The 17,067-nt window shown below is 70.1% G+C and carries 15 protein-coding genes; 2 read left to right on the top strand and 13 right to left on the bottom strand.

The window, feature by feature from the left end; all coding sequences use genetic code 11:
* The first annotated feature begins 4 nt into the window (after positions 1–4).
* Positions 5–1,003: an inorganic phosphate transporter gene (locus ACIQM0_RS24430; protein WP_363026771.1), complete on the top strand. Its 999-nt coding sequence runs from the start codon at positions 5–7 to the stop codon at positions 1,001–1,003.
* A 129-nt stretch (positions 1,004–1,132) separates the two neighbouring features.
* Here ACIQM0_RS24430 and pstB read toward each other — a convergent pair whose 3' ends face one another.
* The 12 genes from pstB to ACIQM0_RS24370 all read right to left on the bottom strand — a co-directional run bounded on the left by pstB (position 1,133) and on the right by ACIQM0_RS24370 (position 14,010).
* Entirely contained in the window at positions 1,133–1,909 is a 777-nt protein-coding gene (pstB, locus tag ACIQM0_RS24425) for a phosphate ABC transporter ATP-binding protein PstB (protein ID WP_363026770.1), read from the bottom strand.
* Between the two features lie 59 nt (positions 1,910–1,968).
* On the bottom strand, positions 1,969–3,045 hold the full coding sequence (pstA, locus tag ACIQM0_RS24420; RefSeq protein WP_401290132.1) for a phosphate ABC transporter permease PstA: 1,077 nt from the start codon (positions 3,043–3,045) through the stop codon (positions 1,969–1,971).
* Entirely contained in the window at positions 3,042–4,034 is a 993-nt protein-coding gene (gene pstC, locus ACIQM0_RS24415; protein ID WP_401290129.1) for a phosphate ABC transporter permease subunit PstC, read from the bottom strand. The genes pstA and pstC overlap by 4 nt, the downstream gene beginning before the upstream one ends.
* Before the next feature lie 156 nt (positions 4,035–4,190).
* Positions 4,191–5,327, bottom strand: coding sequence for a phosphate ABC transporter substrate-binding protein PstS (pstS, locus tag ACIQM0_RS24410; RefSeq protein ID WP_401290126.1), 1,137 nt, complete (start codon positions 5,325–5,327; stop codon positions 4,191–4,193).
* A gap of 318 nt (positions 5,328–5,645) precedes the next feature.
* Entirely contained in the window at positions 5,646–6,077 is a 432-nt protein-coding gene (locus ACIQM0_RS24405; protein ID WP_401290123.1) for an NUDIX hydrolase, read from the bottom strand.
* Entirely contained in the window at positions 6,074–7,060 is a 987-nt protein-coding gene (locus ACIQM0_RS24400) for a CHAD domain-containing protein (RefSeq protein WP_401290120.1), read from the bottom strand. Before ACIQM0_RS24400 ends, ACIQM0_RS24405 begins: the two co-directional genes overlap by 4 nt.
* Positions 7,047–9,302 (bottom strand): RNA degradosome polyphosphate kinase, encoded by a 2,256-nt coding sequence (locus tag ACIQM0_RS24395; protein ID WP_401290117.1) that lies wholly within the window; start codon positions 9,300–9,302, stop codon positions 7,047–7,049. Before ACIQM0_RS24395 ends, ACIQM0_RS24400 begins: the two co-directional genes overlap by 14 nt.
* A gap of 245 nt (positions 9,303–9,547) precedes the next feature.
* Positions 9,548–10,519: a hypothetical protein gene (locus ACIQM0_RS24390; RefSeq protein ID WP_401290114.1), complete on the bottom strand. Its 972-nt coding sequence runs from the start codon at positions 10,517–10,519 to the stop codon at positions 9,548–9,550.
* The gene (locus tag ACIQM0_RS24385) at positions 10,516–11,415 is read right to left on the bottom strand and encodes an ABC transporter ATP-binding protein (protein WP_401290111.1); all 900 of its coding nucleotides are present in this window, start codon (positions 11,413–11,415) and stop codon (positions 10,516–10,518) included. Before ACIQM0_RS24385 ends, ACIQM0_RS24390 begins: the two co-directional genes overlap by 4 nt.
* On the bottom strand, positions 11,412–11,822 hold the full coding sequence (locus ACIQM0_RS24380; RefSeq protein ID WP_401290108.1) for a GntR family transcriptional regulator: 411 nt from the start codon (positions 11,820–11,822) through the stop codon (positions 11,412–11,414). The genes ACIQM0_RS24385 and ACIQM0_RS24380 overlap by 4 nt, the downstream gene beginning before the upstream one ends.
* A gap of 90 nt (positions 11,823–11,912) precedes the next feature.
* Positions 11,913–12,851: a mycothiol synthase gene (gene mshD / locus ACIQM0_RS24375; RefSeq protein WP_401290105.1), complete on the bottom strand. Its 939-nt coding sequence runs from the start codon at positions 12,849–12,851 to the stop codon at positions 11,913–11,915.
* 79 nt (positions 12,852–12,930) lie between these two features.
* Positions 12,931–14,010 (bottom strand): YhcG family protein, encoded by a 1,080-nt coding sequence (locus ACIQM0_RS24370; protein ID WP_401290102.1) that lies wholly within the window; start codon positions 14,008–14,010, stop codon positions 12,931–12,933.
* A 210-nt stretch (positions 14,011–14,220) separates the two neighbouring features.
* Here ACIQM0_RS24370 and ACIQM0_RS24365 point away from each other — a divergent pair, with 210 nt between their 5' ends.
* The gene (locus ACIQM0_RS24365; protein WP_401290099.1) at positions 14,221–16,095 is read left to right on the top strand and encodes a bifunctional metallophosphatase/5'-nucleotidase; all 1,875 of its coding nucleotides are present in this window, start codon (positions 14,221–14,223) and stop codon (positions 16,093–16,095) included.
* Positions 16,096–16,544: 449 nt separating this feature from the next.
* Here ACIQM0_RS24365 and ACIQM0_RS24360 read toward each other — a convergent pair whose 3' ends face one another.
* Positions 16,545–16,829 carry an AbrB/MazE/SpoVT family DNA-binding domain-containing protein gene (locus ACIQM0_RS24360; RefSeq protein ID WP_385029903.1) on the bottom strand — a complete coding sequence of 95 codons (285 nt, stop codon included), beginning with the start codon at positions 16,827–16,829 and terminating at the stop codon, positions 16,545–16,547.
* Positions 16,830–17,067 lie beyond the last annotated feature (238 nt).

Genomic DNA, 17,067 nt, shown 5'->3' with positions numbered 1-17,067 from the left:
CCACGTGGACACCTTTGTACTGATCGTGACCATCGGCGTCGCGCTCGGTTTCACGTATACGAACGGCTTCCACGACTCGGCGAACGCCATCGCCACCTCGGTCTCCACCCGGGCGCTCACCCCGCGTGCGGCACTGGCCATGGCGGCGGTGATGAACCTCGCCGGCGCGTTCCTCGGCAGCGGGGTCGCCAAGACCGTCAGCGAGGGCCTGATCGCGACGCCCGTGGGCGACAAGGGGATGGGAATCCTCTTCGCCGCGCTGGTCGGCGCGATCATCTGGAACCTGGTCACCTGGTACTTCGGCCTGCCGTCGTCGTCCTCCCATGCCCTGTTCGGCGGCATGGTCGGTGCCGCGCTCGCGGGCGGGACGCTGGTGCACTGGAGCGGGGTGCTCGACAAGGTCGTCATCCCGATGTTCATCTCGCCGGTGATCGGCCTGGTGGTGGGCTATCTGGTGATGGTCGCCATCATGTGGATGTTCCGTAAGTCCAACCCGCACAAGGCCAAGCGCGGTTTCCGGATCGCGCAGACGGTCTCGGCCGCGGGCATGGCGCTCGGTCACGGTCTGCAGGACGCGCAGAAGACGATGGGCATCGTGGTGATGGCCCTGGTCATCTCCGGCCACGAGACGTACAGCGACCCGATCCCGGTCTGGGTGAAGCTCGTCTGCGCCCTGATGCTGTCGCTGGGCACGTACGCGGGTGGCTGGCGCATCATGCGGACGCTCGGCCGCAAGATCATCGAGCTGGACCCGCCGCAGGGTTTCGCCGCGGAGACGACGGGGGCGTCGATCATGTTCGGCTCGGCGTTCCTGTTCCACGCGCCGATCTCGACGACGCACGTCATCACCTCGGCGATCATGGGTGTGGGCGCCACGAAGCGGGTGAACGCGGTGCGGTGGGGTGTCGCGAAGAACATCATCCTGGGGTGGTTCATCACGATGCCGGCCGCGGCGCTGGTCGCCGCTGCGAGCTACGGGATCGTCGTGCTGCTGTTCGGCTGACGCCGGTCCGGGCAGCACGGGCTTTATGTGGGTCCGCCCCGCTCTCCTGTGGAGAGCGGGGCGGACCCTTCGCCTTGTGGTGGCACCGCCATGCAGCACCTCAAGGCCGTCTGTGGGGGAGGTTCCGGCTCAGCCGAAGCGGCCGGAGATGTAGTCCTCCGTGGCCTGGACGGACGGGTTGGAGAAGATGCGTTCCGTCTCGTCTATCTCCACGAGCTTGCCGGGCATGCCGACCGCCGCGAGGTTGAAGAACGCCGTGCGGTCGGAGACGCGGGCCGCCTGCTGCATGTTGTGCGTCACGATGACGATCGTGAAGCGTTCCTTCAGCTCGCCGATCAGGTCCTCGATGGCGAGGGTGGAGATCGGGTCGAGGGCGGAGCACGGCTCGTCCATCAGCAGCACGTCCGGCTCGACCGCGATGGCGCGGGCGATGCACAGCCGCTGCTGCTGGCCGCCGGAGAGGCCGGAGCCGGGCTTGTTCAGCCGGTCCTTGACCTCGTTCCAGAGGTTCGCGCCGCGCAGCGACTTCTCCACGATGTCGTTCAGGGCGCTCTTGCGGTAGTTGCCGTTCAGCCGCAGGCCCGCCGCGACGTTGTCGAAGATCGACATGGTCGGGAACGGGTTCGGGCGCTGGAAGACCATGCCGACCGTGCGGCGCACGGTGACCGGGTCGACGCCGGAGCCGTACAGGTTCTCGTCGTCCAGCAGCACCTTGCCCTCGACGCGGCCGCCGGGGGTGACCTCGTGCATCCGGTTCAGGGTGCGCAGGAAGGTGGACTTGCCGCAGCCGGACGGGCCGATGAAGGCGGTCACGGAGCGGGGTTCCACGGTCATGGAGATGTCGTCGATCGCCTTGTGGGCGCCGTAGTAGGCCGACAGGCCGCTGATGTCTATGCGCTTGGCCATCTGAATCACTGCTTTCTCTTGGCCGCCTCAGCGGCCGGCCACGCGGCGGAGCCGCATATTCAGTGCTGTGGGGCCTTCCAGCGGGCTATGCCGCGGGCCACCAGATTGAGGATCATGACGAAGGCGATCAGGACCAGGGCGGCGGCCCAGGCGCGGTCGTACGACGCGGTCTCGCCGATCTTGTACTGCTCGTAGATGTAGAACGGCAGTGAGGACTGGGCGCCTTCGAAGGGGTTCGGGTTGATCAGCTGACTGCCGAAGACCAGCAGGATGATCGGTGCGGTCTCTCCGGCGATGCGCGCGATGGCGAGCATGACGCCGGTGGCGATGCCGCCGATCGCGGTCGGCAGGACCACCTTCAGGATGGTCCGCCACTTCGGGATGCCGAGGGCGAGGGAGGCCTCGCGGAGCTCGTTCGGTACGAGCTTCAGCATCTCCTCTGTGGAGCGGACCACGACCGGGATCATCAGGATCGTCAGGGCCAGCGCGCCCATCAGGCCGGAGGGTTCGAGGCCCGCGATCAGCATGATCGAGAGGATGAACAGGCCGGCCACGATGGACGGGATGCCGGTCATCACGTCGACGAAGAAGGTGACGGCCTTGGCGAGCGAGCCCTTGCCGTACTCCACCAGGTAGACCGCGGTGAGCAGGCCGAGCGGGGCGGAGATCACCGTGGCGATGCCGACCTGTTCCAGCGTGCCGATCAGCGCGTGGTAGACACCGCCGCTGTCCTCGGACCCCAGGACACCGGCCATCGAGTGCGTCAGGAAGTAGAGGTCCAGGCGGCCCGAGCCGCGGCTGACGGCCGTCCACAGGAGCGAGGCCAGCGGGACGATGGCGATCAGGAAGCACACCCACACCAGGCTGGTGGCGAGGCGGTCCTTGGCCTGCCGGCGGTTCTCCACGAGGCTGGTCGCGACGTACGAGATCACCAGGAAGAGCAGGGCGGAGACCAGGCCCCACTGGACCCGGCTGTGCCAGCCGGCGGCCGCACCGATGCCGACGCCGAGGGCGATCGACAGGGCGGCGAAGCCGAGCGGGGCCAGGCGGGGGAGCGTCCGGCTGCTCAGGCTGTTGCCCGGTACGGGCGGTATCGGGGCCCGGCGGTCCTGGACGCTGGTGGATGAGTGGCTCATGCGTTGGCCCCCGAGTACTCCTTGCGGCGGGCGATGATGAGCCGCGCGGCGCCGTTGACCAGCAGGGTGAGGACGAAGAGGACCAGGCCGGAGGCGATCAGGGCGTCGCGCCCGAACGCGTCGGCCTCGCCGAACTTCGCGGCGATGTTCTGGGCGAACGTCCCGCCGCCCGGGTTGAGCACGTGCAGCGAGATGAGGAAGCTCGGCGAGAGGACCGTGGCGACAGCCATCGTCTCGCCGAGCGCGCGGCCCAGGCCGAGCATCGAGGCGGAGATCACGCCGGAGCGGCCGAACGGCAGCACCGAGAGGCGGATGACCTCCCAGCGGGTGGCGCCGAGCGCGAGCGCGGCTTCCTCGTTCATCTTCGGGACCTGGAGGAAGACCTCGCGGCTGACGCTGGTCACGATCGGCAGGATCATGATCGCGAGCAGGATGCCGACGGTGAAGAGCGAGCGGGCGACGCCGACCTCGGTCTTCTCGAAGATGTACGTCCAGCCGAAGAACTGGTCGAGCCAGAGGTTGAGGCCTTCGAGGTACGGCACGAGGACGAGTGCGCCCCAGATGCCGTAGACGATGCTGGGCACCGCGGCGAGGAGATCGACGACGTACGCGATCGGGGCGGCCAGTCGGCGCGGTGCGTAGTGCGAGATGAAGAGGGCGATGCCGACAGCGATCGGAACCGCGATGACCATCGCGATGATCGAGCTGACGACGGTCCCGAAGAGCAGGACCGCGATGCCGAAGACAGGGGGGCTGCCCGCCGGGTTCCAGTCGAAGGTGGTGAAGAAGTTGCCTTCGTCCTTCGAGAGGGCGATGCCGGCGCGGTAGCTGAGGAACACGGCGATCGACGCCATGAGCACGAGCAGCAGGATGCCGGAACCCTGGGACAGGCCCAGGAATATCTTGTCGCCGAGGCGACCGGACGGCCTGGGGCGGGTGCGCCCGCCCGGCCGGGCCGGTGGTGTCTCTGTCTGTGTGGTGGAAGCCATGGTCTTTCCGGTCTGTGTGGGGGAGCGGAGGGCTCCCCTGGCGGCGGTGCACCGGATGGGGGTGGTGGGGGCCGGCCGGTCCGGAGGGGTGTGCCGGACCGGCCCGCCTGTTGCGTCTGCGTGCGTTACCGCGGTGGTGCCTGTGGTGCGGTTCGGTTACGAGAGGGAGGCGACCGTCTCGCGGACCTTGGTGTTGATCGCCTCGGGGATCGGGGCGTAGCCGGCCTCGGTGAGGAGCTGCTGGCCCTCGGCGGAGGCGGTGTAGCCCAGGAAGGACTTGACGGTGCCGAGGGTGTCGGCCTTGTTGCCGGTGTCGCAGACGACCTCGTACGTCACCAGGACCAGCGGGTAGGCGCCCTCGGCCTTGGTGGTGTAGTCGAGGTCGAGCGCCAGGTCCTTGCCGGTGCCCTTGACCTTGGCGGCGGCGATGGCCTTGGAGGCGTTCTCCGAGGAGGCCTTGACCGGGGCGGCGCCGCCGGTGTTGATGTCGACGGTGGTGATCTTCTGCGACGAGGCGTAGGAGAGCTCGAAGTAGCCGATCGAACCGTCGACGGCCTTCACCTGGGAGGCGACGCCGGAGGAGCCGGACGCGGCCTGGCCACCGGGGGCCGGCCACTTCTTCTCGGCCTCGTACTTCCAGTCGCTCGGGGCGGTGGCGGCGAGGTACTTGCCCAGGTTCTGGGTGGTGCCGGAGTCCTCGGAGCGGTGGAAGGGCTGGATCGGCTTGTCCGGGAGCTTGGCGCCGGGGTTGAGCTTGGTGATCGCCTCGTCGTTCCACTTCTTGATCTTGGTGTCGAAGATCTTGGCGAGCGTCGGGGCGTCCAGCGTCAGGCTGTCGACGCCGTCGAGGTGGAAGCCGACCGCGATCGGGCCGCCGACCATCGGGAGGTTGATGCCCTGGCCGGTCTTGCAGACCTTCTTCGAGTCGGCGACCTCTTCGGGCTTCAGCGCCGAGTCGGAGCCGGCGAAGCCGACGGTGCCCTGGTTGAAGGCGACGATGCCCTCACCGGACGAGGAGGAGTTGTAGTTGATCTCCACGCCGGAACAGGCGGCCATGTAGTCCTTGACCCACAGGTCCATGGCGTTCTTCTGGGCGCTGGAGCCGGAGGCGCGCAACTGGCCCTTGGCGCCGTCGCACTTGACGTTCGAGGCGGCCTTCGTCTTGCCGCCGCTCCCGCCGGTGTCGCCGCCGCTGTTGTTGTCCGAACCGCACGCCGTGAGGACCAGGGCGCCGGAGACGGCGAGGGCACCGAGCGCGGTGGCACGAAGCCGGTTCTTGCGCTGAAGCTTCACTTTCGGGTGTTCCTTCCAGGAGCCGCCGAGGTTGTTTTCGTTCTACGACGGCGTGCGAGGTGATGGGTGGTACGGATGTTCTGCGCGGTGCGGGAAGCTTTTTTGGGTGGTGCGGTGGTTCGCCGCGCACCGTGTACCGCCGAAATTAGGCAGAAGAGGTGAAGCGGTTTGCGGGGGTGAGTGAACGGAAGGTGAACCGTGTCGGGCGGCCTGGTTCCGGGGCGCGGACCGGGTTCCGGGCAGCGGTTTCTCCCGGCCCGGACCGGACGGGGGCCGCGTCCTCGGAACGCCGGCCGGGCCGGAGCGGGCCGGGAGGGGCTACGGCTGCGGCAGCGTCGGGCGGGCCGTGTCCAGCAGGGCGCGGTCGCGCGGGTGGGTCAGGCGGGCGCGGGCGGCCTCCGGCGCGAGCCACACCACCTCGTCCACCTCGCGGTTCGGGACGAAGGCGCCCGCGGTGGCCTCGGCGGACCAGTACGTGACCTCCTTCGGGCGTCCGTTCGCCAGGTACCGGACCACGGGGAGCACGGCGCCCGGCACGCAGTGGTGGCCCGTCTCCTCCAGGACCTCGCGCAGAGCCGCGTCACGCGGGGACTCGCCGCGTTTCAGCTTGCCCTTGGGGAACGACCAGTCGTCGTAACGCGGCCGGTGCACGAGGCAGATCTCCACGCCGTCGGCGCCGCCCGCGCCGTGCCCGCCGTGCGGCGGGCGGCGCCAGAGCACGCACCCCGCCGCCCGCACCGTGGTGCTCATCGCGCGGTCACGGCCGCCGCGTACGGCCAGGTCTCCCGGAACACCGTGCGCGCCGCCCCCACCTCGTGGCGCTGGTCGGCGTGGAGCACCCCCAGGGCGTACGCGGTCGCCGGTGCGATCCGCGGTGTGCGGGCCGCGGACGCCGCGGCGGCGGCGGCCTCCGCCGCGTCCCGGTGCAGGTCGAGCGCGTGAACCGGGCCGGCCAGGACCGGGTCGGGGGCGCCGCGCACCACCTCGTGGGCGTACCGGTGCAGCCGCAGCAGCAGCCGGGTCTGGTGCCAGGGCGCGTCCTGCGCCTCGTTGTACGGCTCGGCCGTCCCGTCCGAGGAGAGGGCCGCCACCGCGCCGAGCAGCCGCTGTTCGGCCCGGTCGGCGGGCTCCCCCAGCAGTTCGGCGGCGGGTGCGGCGGCCGCCGGGGCGAGCGGGACCTCTGAGGCGAGCAGCGCGACCGCGTCGGCCACCGCGTGGAAGCGGGAGGAGCCGAGGGCCTGGAGCGCCGCGGAGTGGGCGCGGGTCCGGGCGAGGGTCAGCTGGCGTTCCAGCAGTGCGCCGGCGCGCGCCGCGCCGACGCCGAGGCCGGCGCGGTCCTTGGCGGCGCTGTCACCGGAAGAGGTGCGGGCCGCGGGCAGCGGTGTCCCCGAGAGCCCGTGCAGCGCGTCCAGGAGCCGGTTCAGCCGGTCCGCGTAGGCGTGCTCGCGGGCGAGCGTGCCGGACAGCCAGGCCAGTTCGGTGCGCAGCTGCTCGGCCCAGAGCGGGTCGAGCGCGGTCCGGAAGGTGTGCAGGGTGCCGCCGATCCGGCGGGACGAGCGCCGGAGCGCTCCGGCGGCCTGCTCGGCGGCCTGCGGACCGGCGTCCGTGGGGGCACTGTTCTCGCGGTGCAGGCGCAGACTCCGCAGGAAGTCCGCTGCCTGTGCCCGGAGATACGGTGCGAGCACCGCCCCCGCGGTCACGTCCGTCTGGGTCTGGTGGTCAGGGCGTCGCACGCCGGCGCCTCCGCGCGTCAATGAGCATTTCCTGTACGTGCCGCAGCGGCCGGCCCTCCGCGTCCGTGGCGTGCCGGGTCCAGTTCCCGTCGGGGCCCAGGTGCCAGGAGGAGGTGGTGTCGGCCATGCCCGTCTCCAGGAGGCGGTTGAGCGCGGCCCGGTGGGCGGGGTCGGTGACCTTGACCAGGGCCTCGATGCGGCGGTCGAGGTTGCGGTGCATCATGTCGGCGCTGCCGAACCAGACCTCGGGCTCGCCGCCGTTGCCGAACGAGAACACCCGGGAGTGTTCGAGGAAGCGGCCGAGTACGGAGCGGACCCGGATGTTCTCGGAGAGGCCGGCGACGCCGGGGCGGATCGCGCAGATGCCGCGCACCCAGATGTCGACCGGGACACCCGCCTGCGCGGCCCGGTAGCAGGCGTCGATGATCGCTTCGTCGACCATCGAGTTGACCTTGATGCGTACGTAGGCGGTGCGGCCGGCCCGCTGGTGCGCGATCTCCTTGTTTATCCGGGCGATCAGCCCGTCCCGCAGTGACTTCGGGGCGACCAGCAGGCGGCGGTAGGTCTCGCGGCGCGAGTAGCCGGAGAGCCGGTTGAAGAGGTCGGAGAGGTCCGCGCCGACCTGCGGGTCGGCGGTGAGCAGGCCGAGGTCCTCGTACAGCCGGGCCGTCTTGGGGTGGTAGTTGCCCGTGCCGACGTGCGAGTAGCGGCGCAGGGTGTCGCTCTCCTGGCGGACGACGAGCGAGAGCTTGCAGTGCGTCTTCAGGCCGACGAGCCCGTAGACGACGTGGCAGCCCGCCTCCTCCAGCTTGCGCGCCCACTTGATGTTGGCCTGCTCGTCGAAGCGGGCCTTGATCTCGACGAGTACGAGGACCTGCTTGCCGGACTCGGCGGCGTCGATGAGGGCGTCCACTATCGGGGAGTCGCCCGAGGTCCGGTACAGGGTCTGCTTGATGGCGAGGACGTCCGGGTCGCCCGCCGCCTGTTCCAGGAAGGCTTGGACGGAGGTGGAGAAGGAGTCGTAGGGGTGGTGCAGCAGTACGTCGCGTTCGCGCAGGGCGGCGAAGATGTCGGGCGCGGAGGCGGACTCGACCTCGGCGAGGTCGCGGTGGGTGCCGGCGATGAACTTGGGGAACTTCAGCTCCGGCCGGTCCAGCGACGCTATGCCGAACAGCCCGGTGAGATCGAGCGGTCCGGGCAGCGGGTAGACCTCGGCGTCGGACACCTTCAGCTCGCGGACCAGCAGGTCCAGCACGTACGGGTCGATGGACTCCTCGACCTCCAGGCGGACCGGCGGGCCGAAGCGGCGCCGCATGAGCTCCTTCTCCAGGGCCTGGAGGAGATTCTCGGCGTCGTCCTCCTCGACCTCCAGGTCCTCGTTCCTGGTGACCCGGAACATGTGGTGGGCGAGGACCTCCATGCCCGGGAAGAGCTCCTCCAGGTGGGCGGCGATGACGTCCTCGATGGGGACGTAGCGCTGCGGGGAGGCCTCCAGGAAGCGGGTCAGCAGGGGCGGGACCTTGACCCGGGCGAAGTGGCGGTGGCCGCTGACGGGGTTGCGCACGACGACGGCGAGGTTGAGCGAGAGGCCGGAGATGTACGGGAAGGGGTGCGCCGGGTCGACGGCCAGCGGGGTCAGTACGGGGAAGACGCGCTGGCGGAAGAAGGTGAACAGGCGGGCCTGCTCCTTCTCGGTCAGCTCGGGCCAGCGGATCAGCTGGATGCCCTCGTCGGACAGGGCGGGGGCGACGTCCTGCTGGTAGCAGGCGGCGTGCCGGGCCATGAGTTCGCGCGAGCGGGTCCAGATCAGGTCGAGGACCTCGCGGGGCTGGAGTCCGGAGGCGGAACGGGTGGCGACACCGGTCGCGATCCGGCGTTTCAGGCCCGCCACCCGGACCATGAAGAACTCGTCCAGGTTCGAGGCGAAGATGGCGAGGAAATTAGCCCGTTCGAGGAGGGGGGTCGAGGGGTCCTCGGCCAGTTCCAGAACACGTTCGTTGAACGCGAGCCAACTGCGTTCCCGGTCCAGGAACCGGCCCTGCGGCAGCTCGTCCCCGTCGACATCGGGCTCGTACGCGTCGGCGTCGGCGTCGATGTCGGGGTCCAGATCGGCCGCCGTGGACAGGGCGGCGCTGCCGGAGGAGGGGGAGGCGACGGCGTGCGGCCGGTGTGCGGCGAGGGAGCCGACGGACGGTTGAGCGGTGGGCTGGACCGGGACCTCGGAGCTGGGCTGCTGGCTCATGGACCCATTCTTCCGCGCGGAGCGCTCCGGGGGCGCGTCGGAGGGGTGCGAGATCGCGGAGATCGCACGCTCGGCGCGTTCTCTGCCGGGAGTTCTCCCGTTGCGGGGGGACGGCACAGCTGGCTGCATTGTGTGAGGGTCGCAAGGGCGTCTGAATGCCCGGTAACGACGACATGACATGCAGGAAGCGGTGTGGCCGTGTCCGGGGGCGGCCGCGGCCCCCGGACACGGCTTCCGGTGGCTCCTCAGCCGTGGCTGCGGCGCAGGATCCGGAAGGCGACGGCGACGGCGGCGGCCGCGAGGACCAGCAGGATGCCGGTCTCCATCAGCTGCAGCGGCCAGAAGTGCGAGACCGGGTGGTAGTCGACGTACTGCGCGGCGGCGCCGTGCCGGGTCAGGCACGCGTCGAAGTCATCGGCGCTGACGCAGGTGGCGTCGTCCAGCCGGGTGCCGCTGCCGGTCATCCAGCCGACGGCGACGTCCGAGGCCTGCGACGGGTAGCGGAACTCCTTCCCGAGGGCCGTGGTGTCCGTGCGCATCGGCCACAGACCGCTGCGTACGGAGTTCATGACCAGGGCCACCGCGGCGTAGGCGACGGCGGTGACGGCCATCGCGGGCAGCGTGCGTCGGATCAGTACCGCGGCGAGTGCGCCGAGGGCCAGGCAGAGCAGGGCGTACCCCACGGGGGCGGGGCCCATCGCCCCGTACACCTGCGGCTCGAACCACTGGACCGGGTAGTTCGTGCCGCGCGCCCGGAACCAGGCCCAGGCGTACACGGCCGACAGGACGGAGACCCCGGCCACGGTGAGGACGGCGGGTACGGCGAGCTTCGCGGCCAGCCAGCGGGTGGGCGTGACGGACTGGCTCCAGGAGAGCCGGTAGGTGCCGTCCTCCAGCTCCCGGCCGATCATGGGCCCGGCGACGAACAGGCCGACGACCGCGGGCAGGACCATCATGACGACGCCCGCGTACCCGAGCAGTCGGTTGAAGTGCAGCTCGACGCTGAGGAAATGGCGGACGGGGATGCCGCAGCCCTGGACGGTGTGCCGCACCGAGCAGCCGGTGCCGGCGAAGGTGGTGGCGGCGGCGGACGTCACCCACCAGGCCACGGCCACCAGGGCGATCCCGGCGAGCGCGAGCGCCCCCGTGATCCACAGGACGCGGCGGTGCTGGAGTACGACGACGCGGGCCGGGCCGCGCAGGGCGAGGGCGCTCATGCCGCGTTCACCGACTCACGGGTCAGGGCGTCCGCGCTCGGCGTGAGCAGCGCGGGTGCGCCGGGGGAGCGGAGGTGGGCGAGCAGGAGCTCCTCCAGGGACGGTTCCGCGGTCTCCCAGTCGGTGCCCACCGGGCCCTCCTTACGGACGAGTGCGGTCAGCAGCCGTCCCGTGGTGCGGGATTCGACGACGGTGTGCGGGGCGAGGTCCCGTACCGGGCCGGTGAGCAGGGTGTGCGCGGTGAGCAGGTCGTCCGTCTCGCCGCCGAGGCGGATGCGGCCGCCGTCGACGAGCAGGAGGTAGTCGCAGGCGCCCTCCAGCTCGGCGAGGATGTGCGAGGACATCACGATGGTGGTGGAGTGCTCGGCGGCCTCGGCCATCAGGGCGCCCATCAGCTGGTGCCGGCCGAGCGGGTCGAGGTCGGCCATCGGCTCGTCCAGCAGCAGCAGTTCGGGCCGCTTGCCGAGGGCGAGGGCCAGTGCGAGCCGGGTGCGCTGCCCGCCGGACAGGGCGCGGACCCTGGCGTCCCGGGGGAGCGGCTCGACGATGCGCTCCGCGGCGTCCTGGTCCCAGGTGTCCGGGTTCAGCTCGGCGCCCGCCCAGAGGGTCTCGGTGACCGTCAACTGCGGGTACAGCGGCTTGTCCTGGGCCACGAAGGCCATGCGGCGGCGGGCGTCTCCGGGCGCCGAGCCCAGCACCCGTACCGTCCCCTCGGCCGGCCGGAGGAATCCCGCGGCCAGGCTCAGGAGGGTCGACTTCCCCGCCCCGTTGGGCCCGACGAGGGCGCACACGCGCCCGGCGGGCAGCCGGAACGAGCAGTCGCGCAGCGCCCAGCCCCCGCCCCTGCCCCGATACCTCATTCCGAGGCCCTCGGCCTCGATCGCAGCGCCTGTCATCCGGCCTGGTCCCCCTCGAAAGTCTTGGTCAGTACAGCGGTGAAGAGCGCGCTCACGTCGTCCTTGTCCAGGCCGGCCGCGCGGGCGCGGGCGGCCCAGTCGGCGAGTTCGGCGCGCAGCGGGGCGTCGTCGGCCGCCGCCGCGCCGCCGAGGGTCCGGGTGACGAAGGTGCCGAGACCGCGCCGGGCCTCGACGAGCCCTTCGCGTTCCAGCTCCCGGTAGGCCTTGAGCACGGTGTTCGGGTTGATGGCGGTGGCCTCCACGACCTCGCGTGCGGTGGGCAGCCGGTCGCCGGGCTCCAGCAGGTTCAGCCGTAGGGCCTGTTTGGTCTGCTGGACGATCTGGAGGTACGTGGCGACGCCGCTGCGCCGGTCGATGCGGAACTCGACCGCTGCGGACTGTGCCATGTTCACCCCTTTCACTAATTGAGTAGTGAAAGGGTGGCGTAAAAAAGAGGCGGCGTCAACCGACGCCGCCTCCAGAGGTGTTGTGGCCGCTCAGGACTCCGTGCGGTACATCAGGTCCACCTCGTGCGTGGTGAAGCCCATCCGCTCGTAGACCGCCACGGCCGCGGTGTTGTCCGCGTCGACGTAGAGCATCGCGGTCGGCAGCCCCTCGGCGGCGAGGTGGCGCAGCCCGATCGCGGTGAGCGCCTTGCCCAGGCCGCCGCCCTGCGCGTCGGGCCGGATGCCGACCACGTACACCTCGCCGAGCTGCTCCTCGGCGTGCGCCTTCGTCCAGTGGAAGCCGACCAGCTCGGCGGCGCCGTCATCGGTGGCGCGCTCGGCGAGGAAGAAGCCCTTCGGGTCGAACCAGGGCTCGGCCTTGCGGTCGTCGAGGTCGCGCTGGGTCAGCGAACCCTGCTCGGGGTGGTGGGCGAAGGCGGCACGGTTCACGGCCAGCCAGGCGGCGTCGTCCTGGCCGGGCACGAACTCACGGACGGTGACACCCGGCGGCAGCACCGGCTCCGCGATGTTCAACGGGCTCAACGGCCGCCGCAACTGCCGCAGTTCACGGAAGAGCGAGAGGCCGAGCACCTGCGCGAGATGGCGCGCCGCGGACCTGCCGCCGTGCGCCCACACCCGCAGCCGCTTACCGGTGGCGGCCAGCAGCGCCGCCCCGAGCGCCCGCCCGTGCCCGTGCCCGCGGTGCGCGGGGTGCACGACCAGCTCGGCGGCCGGCGCCTCCACCGGGTCGGTGTCCTCCAGCTGCGCGTACCCGACCAGCACGCCCCCGGCGGTCAGCAGGAAATGCCGCACGCCTTCCCGGTGCCCGCCCCGGAGCTGAAGCCGCCCCTGCTCGGACACGGCCTGCCTGCCGTCGGAGCCGGCCGCCTCGGCGAGGAGCCCGGAGACGGCCTCCGCCTGCTCGGGGGAGAGGGCGTCGAGCGTCTGGATCTCGCGTCCGGGGGCGGGGAGGGGTACATCAGTCGTCATGCCTACGAGCGTACGGGGGCGGGGGCGCGGAACGGCGGGTGGCGCCGGGCCCGGACCCCCGACCGGCCGGAAGTCCGGCTCACCCGGCGTCCGGCGGGGTGTGCAGCACGTTGTCCGCGATGCGGGAGAGGTCCTCGGCGCTCGGGAGCAGGGCGCGGACCCCGTCGGGCAGCGCGGCGTACGTGCTGACGGCAAGGGGCTGGTTGTGGCCCCGCAGCGCGTACTCGACCATCGCCCGGTCGCGGCTCTCGGCGATGAGGATGCCGAGGGTGGGCCCGTCGTGCTCCTTGTCGCGGACCAGGTCGTCGACGACCGAGACGTAGAAGCCGAGCTGCCCGAAGTGCCCGGGAGCGGCCTTGCGGGTCTTGAGCTCCAGCACGACGTAGCAGTGCAGCTTGCAGTGGTAGAAGAGCAGGTCGATGCGGTATTCGCTGTCGCCGACCACGACGGGGTACTGGCGGCCGACGAAGGCGAAGCCGACGCCCAGTTCGGTCAGGAAGCGGACCAGGTTGGCGACGAGGGCGTCCTCCAGGTCCCGTTCGGCGGGCCGCCCCTCCAGCTCGGTGAAGTCGAGGCGGTACGGGTCCTTGAAGATCTGCCGCACCGCGTCGGAACCGGCGGGGAGCGTGACGTCGAAGTTGTTGGCCGCGGCACCTTCGGCGAGGTGCAGTTGGTTGTGGATCATCGAGCCCAGATGGTCGCGGGACCAGCCGTGATGAACGGCGTGCTGGGCGTAGAAGTCCCGCTCGAAGCGGGTCTTGCACTTGTCCATGAGGAGCTGGAGGTGCCCCCACGGCAATTGCGCAGCAGCTTGCTGCGCAAACTGCTCACCCCAGATCCGGGCCAGCTGCTGCATGTACTGAAGGTTGCGGGTGCTGAACCCCCGCTGGTTCGGGAACTCCGTCCGCAGCTCGGTGGCGATCCGGTCGACGACCTTCGTGCCCCACTTCTCTCCGCGCTGCCGCTCCAGGATCGTCCGTCCGATCGCCCAGTACATCTGGAGCATTTCGGTGTTGACCTTGAGCTGTGCGCGCACATGTGCGCCCCGCACGTTCGCCTTCAGGTCGTCGGTCATCTCGTGGAAGCCCGGCGGCAGTCCTGACCCTTCTGATCCCTGCTGAGCAGGGACGACGGTCTTCGGTGTGGTGTTGCTGTCCATGGCGTACAGATTTGCGGCCTTGATGCGGGCGGTGACGTTTCTGCTTGCATATGTACGCCATATGGGTGAACGGCCCTGTTCCGCTCAGTCGGCAACCAGTTCGTAACCCCGCACACCTGTCGCGCTACGCGCGTTGACTCTAGGCTGCGGCACGCAGGCTCCAGACTCGTCACCACTCTCAAACCTCCCGCTGAACTCACAAGGGGACCGATGTCAGCGACACCGCAGAAGAACCGCGCGTCCCGGCGGGTGCTCGCCGCCGCGGCCGGTCTTGCCACCGTCGGAGCGCTCGTCGCGGCCATGCCGGCCGGGGCGCAGGAGCGCGGCCACGGCAAGGACCACGGGCACCACAAGCCGGCCCGGACCGTTGATGTGCAACTGCTGTCCTTCAACGACCTGCACGGCAACCTGGAGCCGCCGGCCGGCTCGGCCGGTACGGTCAACGAGACGCAGGCCGACGGCACGACCAAGGCCGTTCCGGCCGGGGGCGTGGAGTACCTCGCCTCCTCGCTGCGCACCGCGCGCAAGGGCCACCCGTACTCGATCACCGCGGCCGGCGGCGACATGGTCGGCGCGAGCCCGCTGCTGTCGGGGCTCTTCCACGACGAGCCGACCATCGAGGCGCTCAACAAGATCGACCTCGACGTGACGAGCGTCGGCAACCACGAGTTCGACGAGGGCTCGACCGAGCTGACCCGCCTCCAGAACGGCGGCTGCCACCCGGTCGAGGGGTGCTACGAGAAGGGCAAGAAGTTCAAGGGCGCCGACTTCCCGTACCTCGCCGCCAATGTGACGAGCGAGAAGACCGGCAAGCCGATCCTCAAGCCGTACACGGTGTGGAAGAAGAACGGCGTCAAGATCGGCTTCATCGGGGTGACCCTGGAGGGCACGCCGAACATCGTGACCGCCAACGGCGTCAAGGGCCTGAAGTTCCACGACGAGATCGAGACGGTCAACAAGTACGCCAAGGAACTGGACCGGCAGGGCGTCAAGTCCATCGTCGCCCTGATCCACGAGGGCGGCGCGCCCGCCTCGTCGTCGTACAACTACGACTGTGACAGCCCGGCTGCCGGTGACGGCATCTCCGGGCCGATCACCGACATCGCCAAGGGCATCTCGCCGAAGGTCGACGCGCTGGTGACGGGCCACACCCACCAGGCGTACGTGTGCACCATCCCGGACCCGGCGGGCAACCCGCGCCTGGTCACCTCGGCCTCGTCGTTCGGCAAGCTGTACACGGACACGACGCTCACCTACGACCGCCGCACCAACGACATCGTGCGCACCGCGGTGAAGGCGCCGAAGGCGAAGGGGTCGAAGCACCACCCGCGGCCCAAGCCCGCGAACCCGGTCTCGGCGAACCACATCGTCAACCGGGACCAGGCCCCGGCCAACGACATGACGGCCCTCATCGCGCGCTGGAACACCCTCGCGGCGCCGATCGCGAACCGGCCGCAGGGCTACATCTCGGCCGACATCAACGGCCGCGGCTCCACGGCCCCGGAGAAGCCGCTCGGCAACCTGATCGCGGACGCGCAGCTGGAGGGCCTCGCGCCGGCGGACAAGGGCGGGGCGGTCGTCGCCTTCATGAACCCGGGCGGCATCCGATCCGACCTGGTGTACAAGGCGTCGGGCAGTGAGGGCGACGGCGTGGTGACGTACGGCGAGTCGTTCACCGTGCAGCCGTTCACCAACATGATGAACGTCCTCGACCTGACCGGCGCGCAGCTCGTCAGCGCGCTCCAGCAGCAGGTCAGCGGTGCGAACCAGGCCAGCCCGAAGATCCTTCAGGTGTCGAAGGGCCTCACGTACACGCTGGACATGACGAAGTCGGGTGCCGACCGGGTGGTCGCCGGCACGATTCGGCTGAACGGCGAGGCGATCGACCCCGCCAAGACGTACCGCGTCGCGATGAACGAGTTCCTGGCGGGCGGCGGCGACGGCTTCGCGGCGCTCGGTGAGGGCACCAACAAGCTGGTCGGCGCCTCCGACCTGGACCTGTTCAACGAGTACCTGGCCGCGCACTCCACGGCCGCCGCGCCGCTGGCGCCGCCGGCGACGGACCGGATCACGGTCGTCCAGTAGCACCGGCTACGAGGGATGGCCCCTGCGCCCGAGCGCATACCCGCTCGGGCGCAGGGACCGCGTTCGAAAACCGAAGGCCCGCCACGGGAAGTGGCGGGCCTTCGGCCTGTCAGGCCGGTCCGGGGACGAAGATCTCGTGTCCCCCGACTCGGCGCCACAGGACATGCGTCTCACCTGGACGGAGCTCGTCTCCGTACTGCCAGGTGGCACGGCCGTCGGGCGCCCATGTCATCTCCATGACGGGGCGTGCGCCCTGTCGCACGGAGATGCCCTGAACCGGCTTGACCCGGAGCCCGGGTCGGAACTGCCCTCGCTCCACATCCGGAATGAACTTCTTCCGGATGACGTCTTCGAAGCGCCTTCGCTCTTCAGGCTTCAGAGACTTGAAATCGCGCTTGAAGTGGGCAGTCGTCTCAAAAGTCGGCAATCGGGCCTCCCGGTGTCAGACGTCATTCCTCGTCGAGGTGCGCGAACATGCTGTCCGCGTCCTCATGGACGGCAGTGCGCCCGGCCGCGATGTCCTCGCTGGCCCTGCGCTCGCCGTCCTGCCACTCCGGAGTCCAGAACCAGGCCTGGTCGGAGCGGATCTTGGTGAGCCCGTGCACCGTGACTTCACCGGCGCTGGTGATCTCGAACTCAAGCTCGTCACCCTGATCCACCCCGAGGGCGGTGCGAATCGCCTTGGGCAGGGTGACCTGCCCGTTCGTGCGCAGTGTGGCTGTGGCTGTAGTCAAAGTGATGACCTCCTACCTCTGTCGCCATCCCCGCCAATCTATCACGCAGAATAAAAAAATTCGCACTCTGCGAAATTCGCAATATGACAAAATCTCTTCGGGTGACCGGATGGACCGGCCCGGACGTCGTCCCGCGGACCTCACCCGGTTCGGGCTGGTGAATCGCGGCCACTGTCATCTGTTCTCCATGACGTGCACCGGTCATAATCTGACGGCTGACCCCACACGGCACACGGAG

Source organism: Streptomyces sp. NPDC091387, from assembly GCF_044756945.1.
Classification (GTDB): Bacteria; Actinomycetota; Actinomycetes; order Streptomycetales; family Streptomycetaceae; genus Streptomyces.
This window is presented reverse-complemented; position numbering and strand designations above follow the sequence as displayed.

Coding starts and splice junctions, on each gene's coding strand:
- pstB (WP_363026770.1), bottom strand. CDS start 1,909: ATGGCCAAGCGCATAGACATCAGCGGCCTGTCGGCCTACTACGGCGCC.
- pstA (WP_401290132.1), bottom strand. CDS start 3,045: ATGAGCCACTCATCCACCAGCGTCCAGGACCGCCGGGCCCCGATACCG.
- pstC (WP_401290129.1), bottom strand. CDS start 4,034: ATGGCTTCCACCACACAGACAGAGACACCACCGGCCCGGCCGGGCGGG.
- ACIQM0_RS24405 (WP_401290123.1), bottom strand. CDS start 6,077: ATGAGCACCACGGTGCGGGCGGCGGGGTGCGTGCTCTGGCGCCGCCCG.
- ACIQM0_RS24395 (WP_401290117.1), bottom strand. CDS start 9,302: ATGAGCCAGCAGCCCAGCTCCGAGGTCCCGGTCCAGCCCACCGCTCAA.
- ACIQM0_RS24390 (WP_401290114.1), bottom strand. CDS start 10,519: ATGAGCGCCCTCGCCCTGCGCGGCCCGGCCCGCGTCGTCGTACTCCAG.
- ACIQM0_RS24385 (WP_401290111.1), bottom strand. CDS start 11,415: ATGACAGGCGCTGCGATCGAGGCCGAGGGCCTCGGAATGAGGTATCGG.
- ACIQM0_RS24380 (WP_401290108.1), bottom strand. CDS start 11,822: ATGGCACAGTCCGCAGCGGTCGAGTTCCGCATCGACCGGCGCAGCGGC.
- mshD (WP_401290105.1), bottom strand. CDS start 12,851: ATGACGACTGATGTACCCCTCCCCGCCCCCGGACGCGAGATCCAGACG.
- ACIQM0_RS24370 (WP_401290102.1), bottom strand. CDS start 14,010: ATGGACAGCAACACCACACCGAAGACCGTCGTCCCTGCTCAGCAGGGA.
- ACIQM0_RS24365 (WP_401290099.1), top strand. CDS start 14,221: ATGTCAGCGACACCGCAGAAGAACCGCGCGTCCCGGCGGGTGCTCGCC.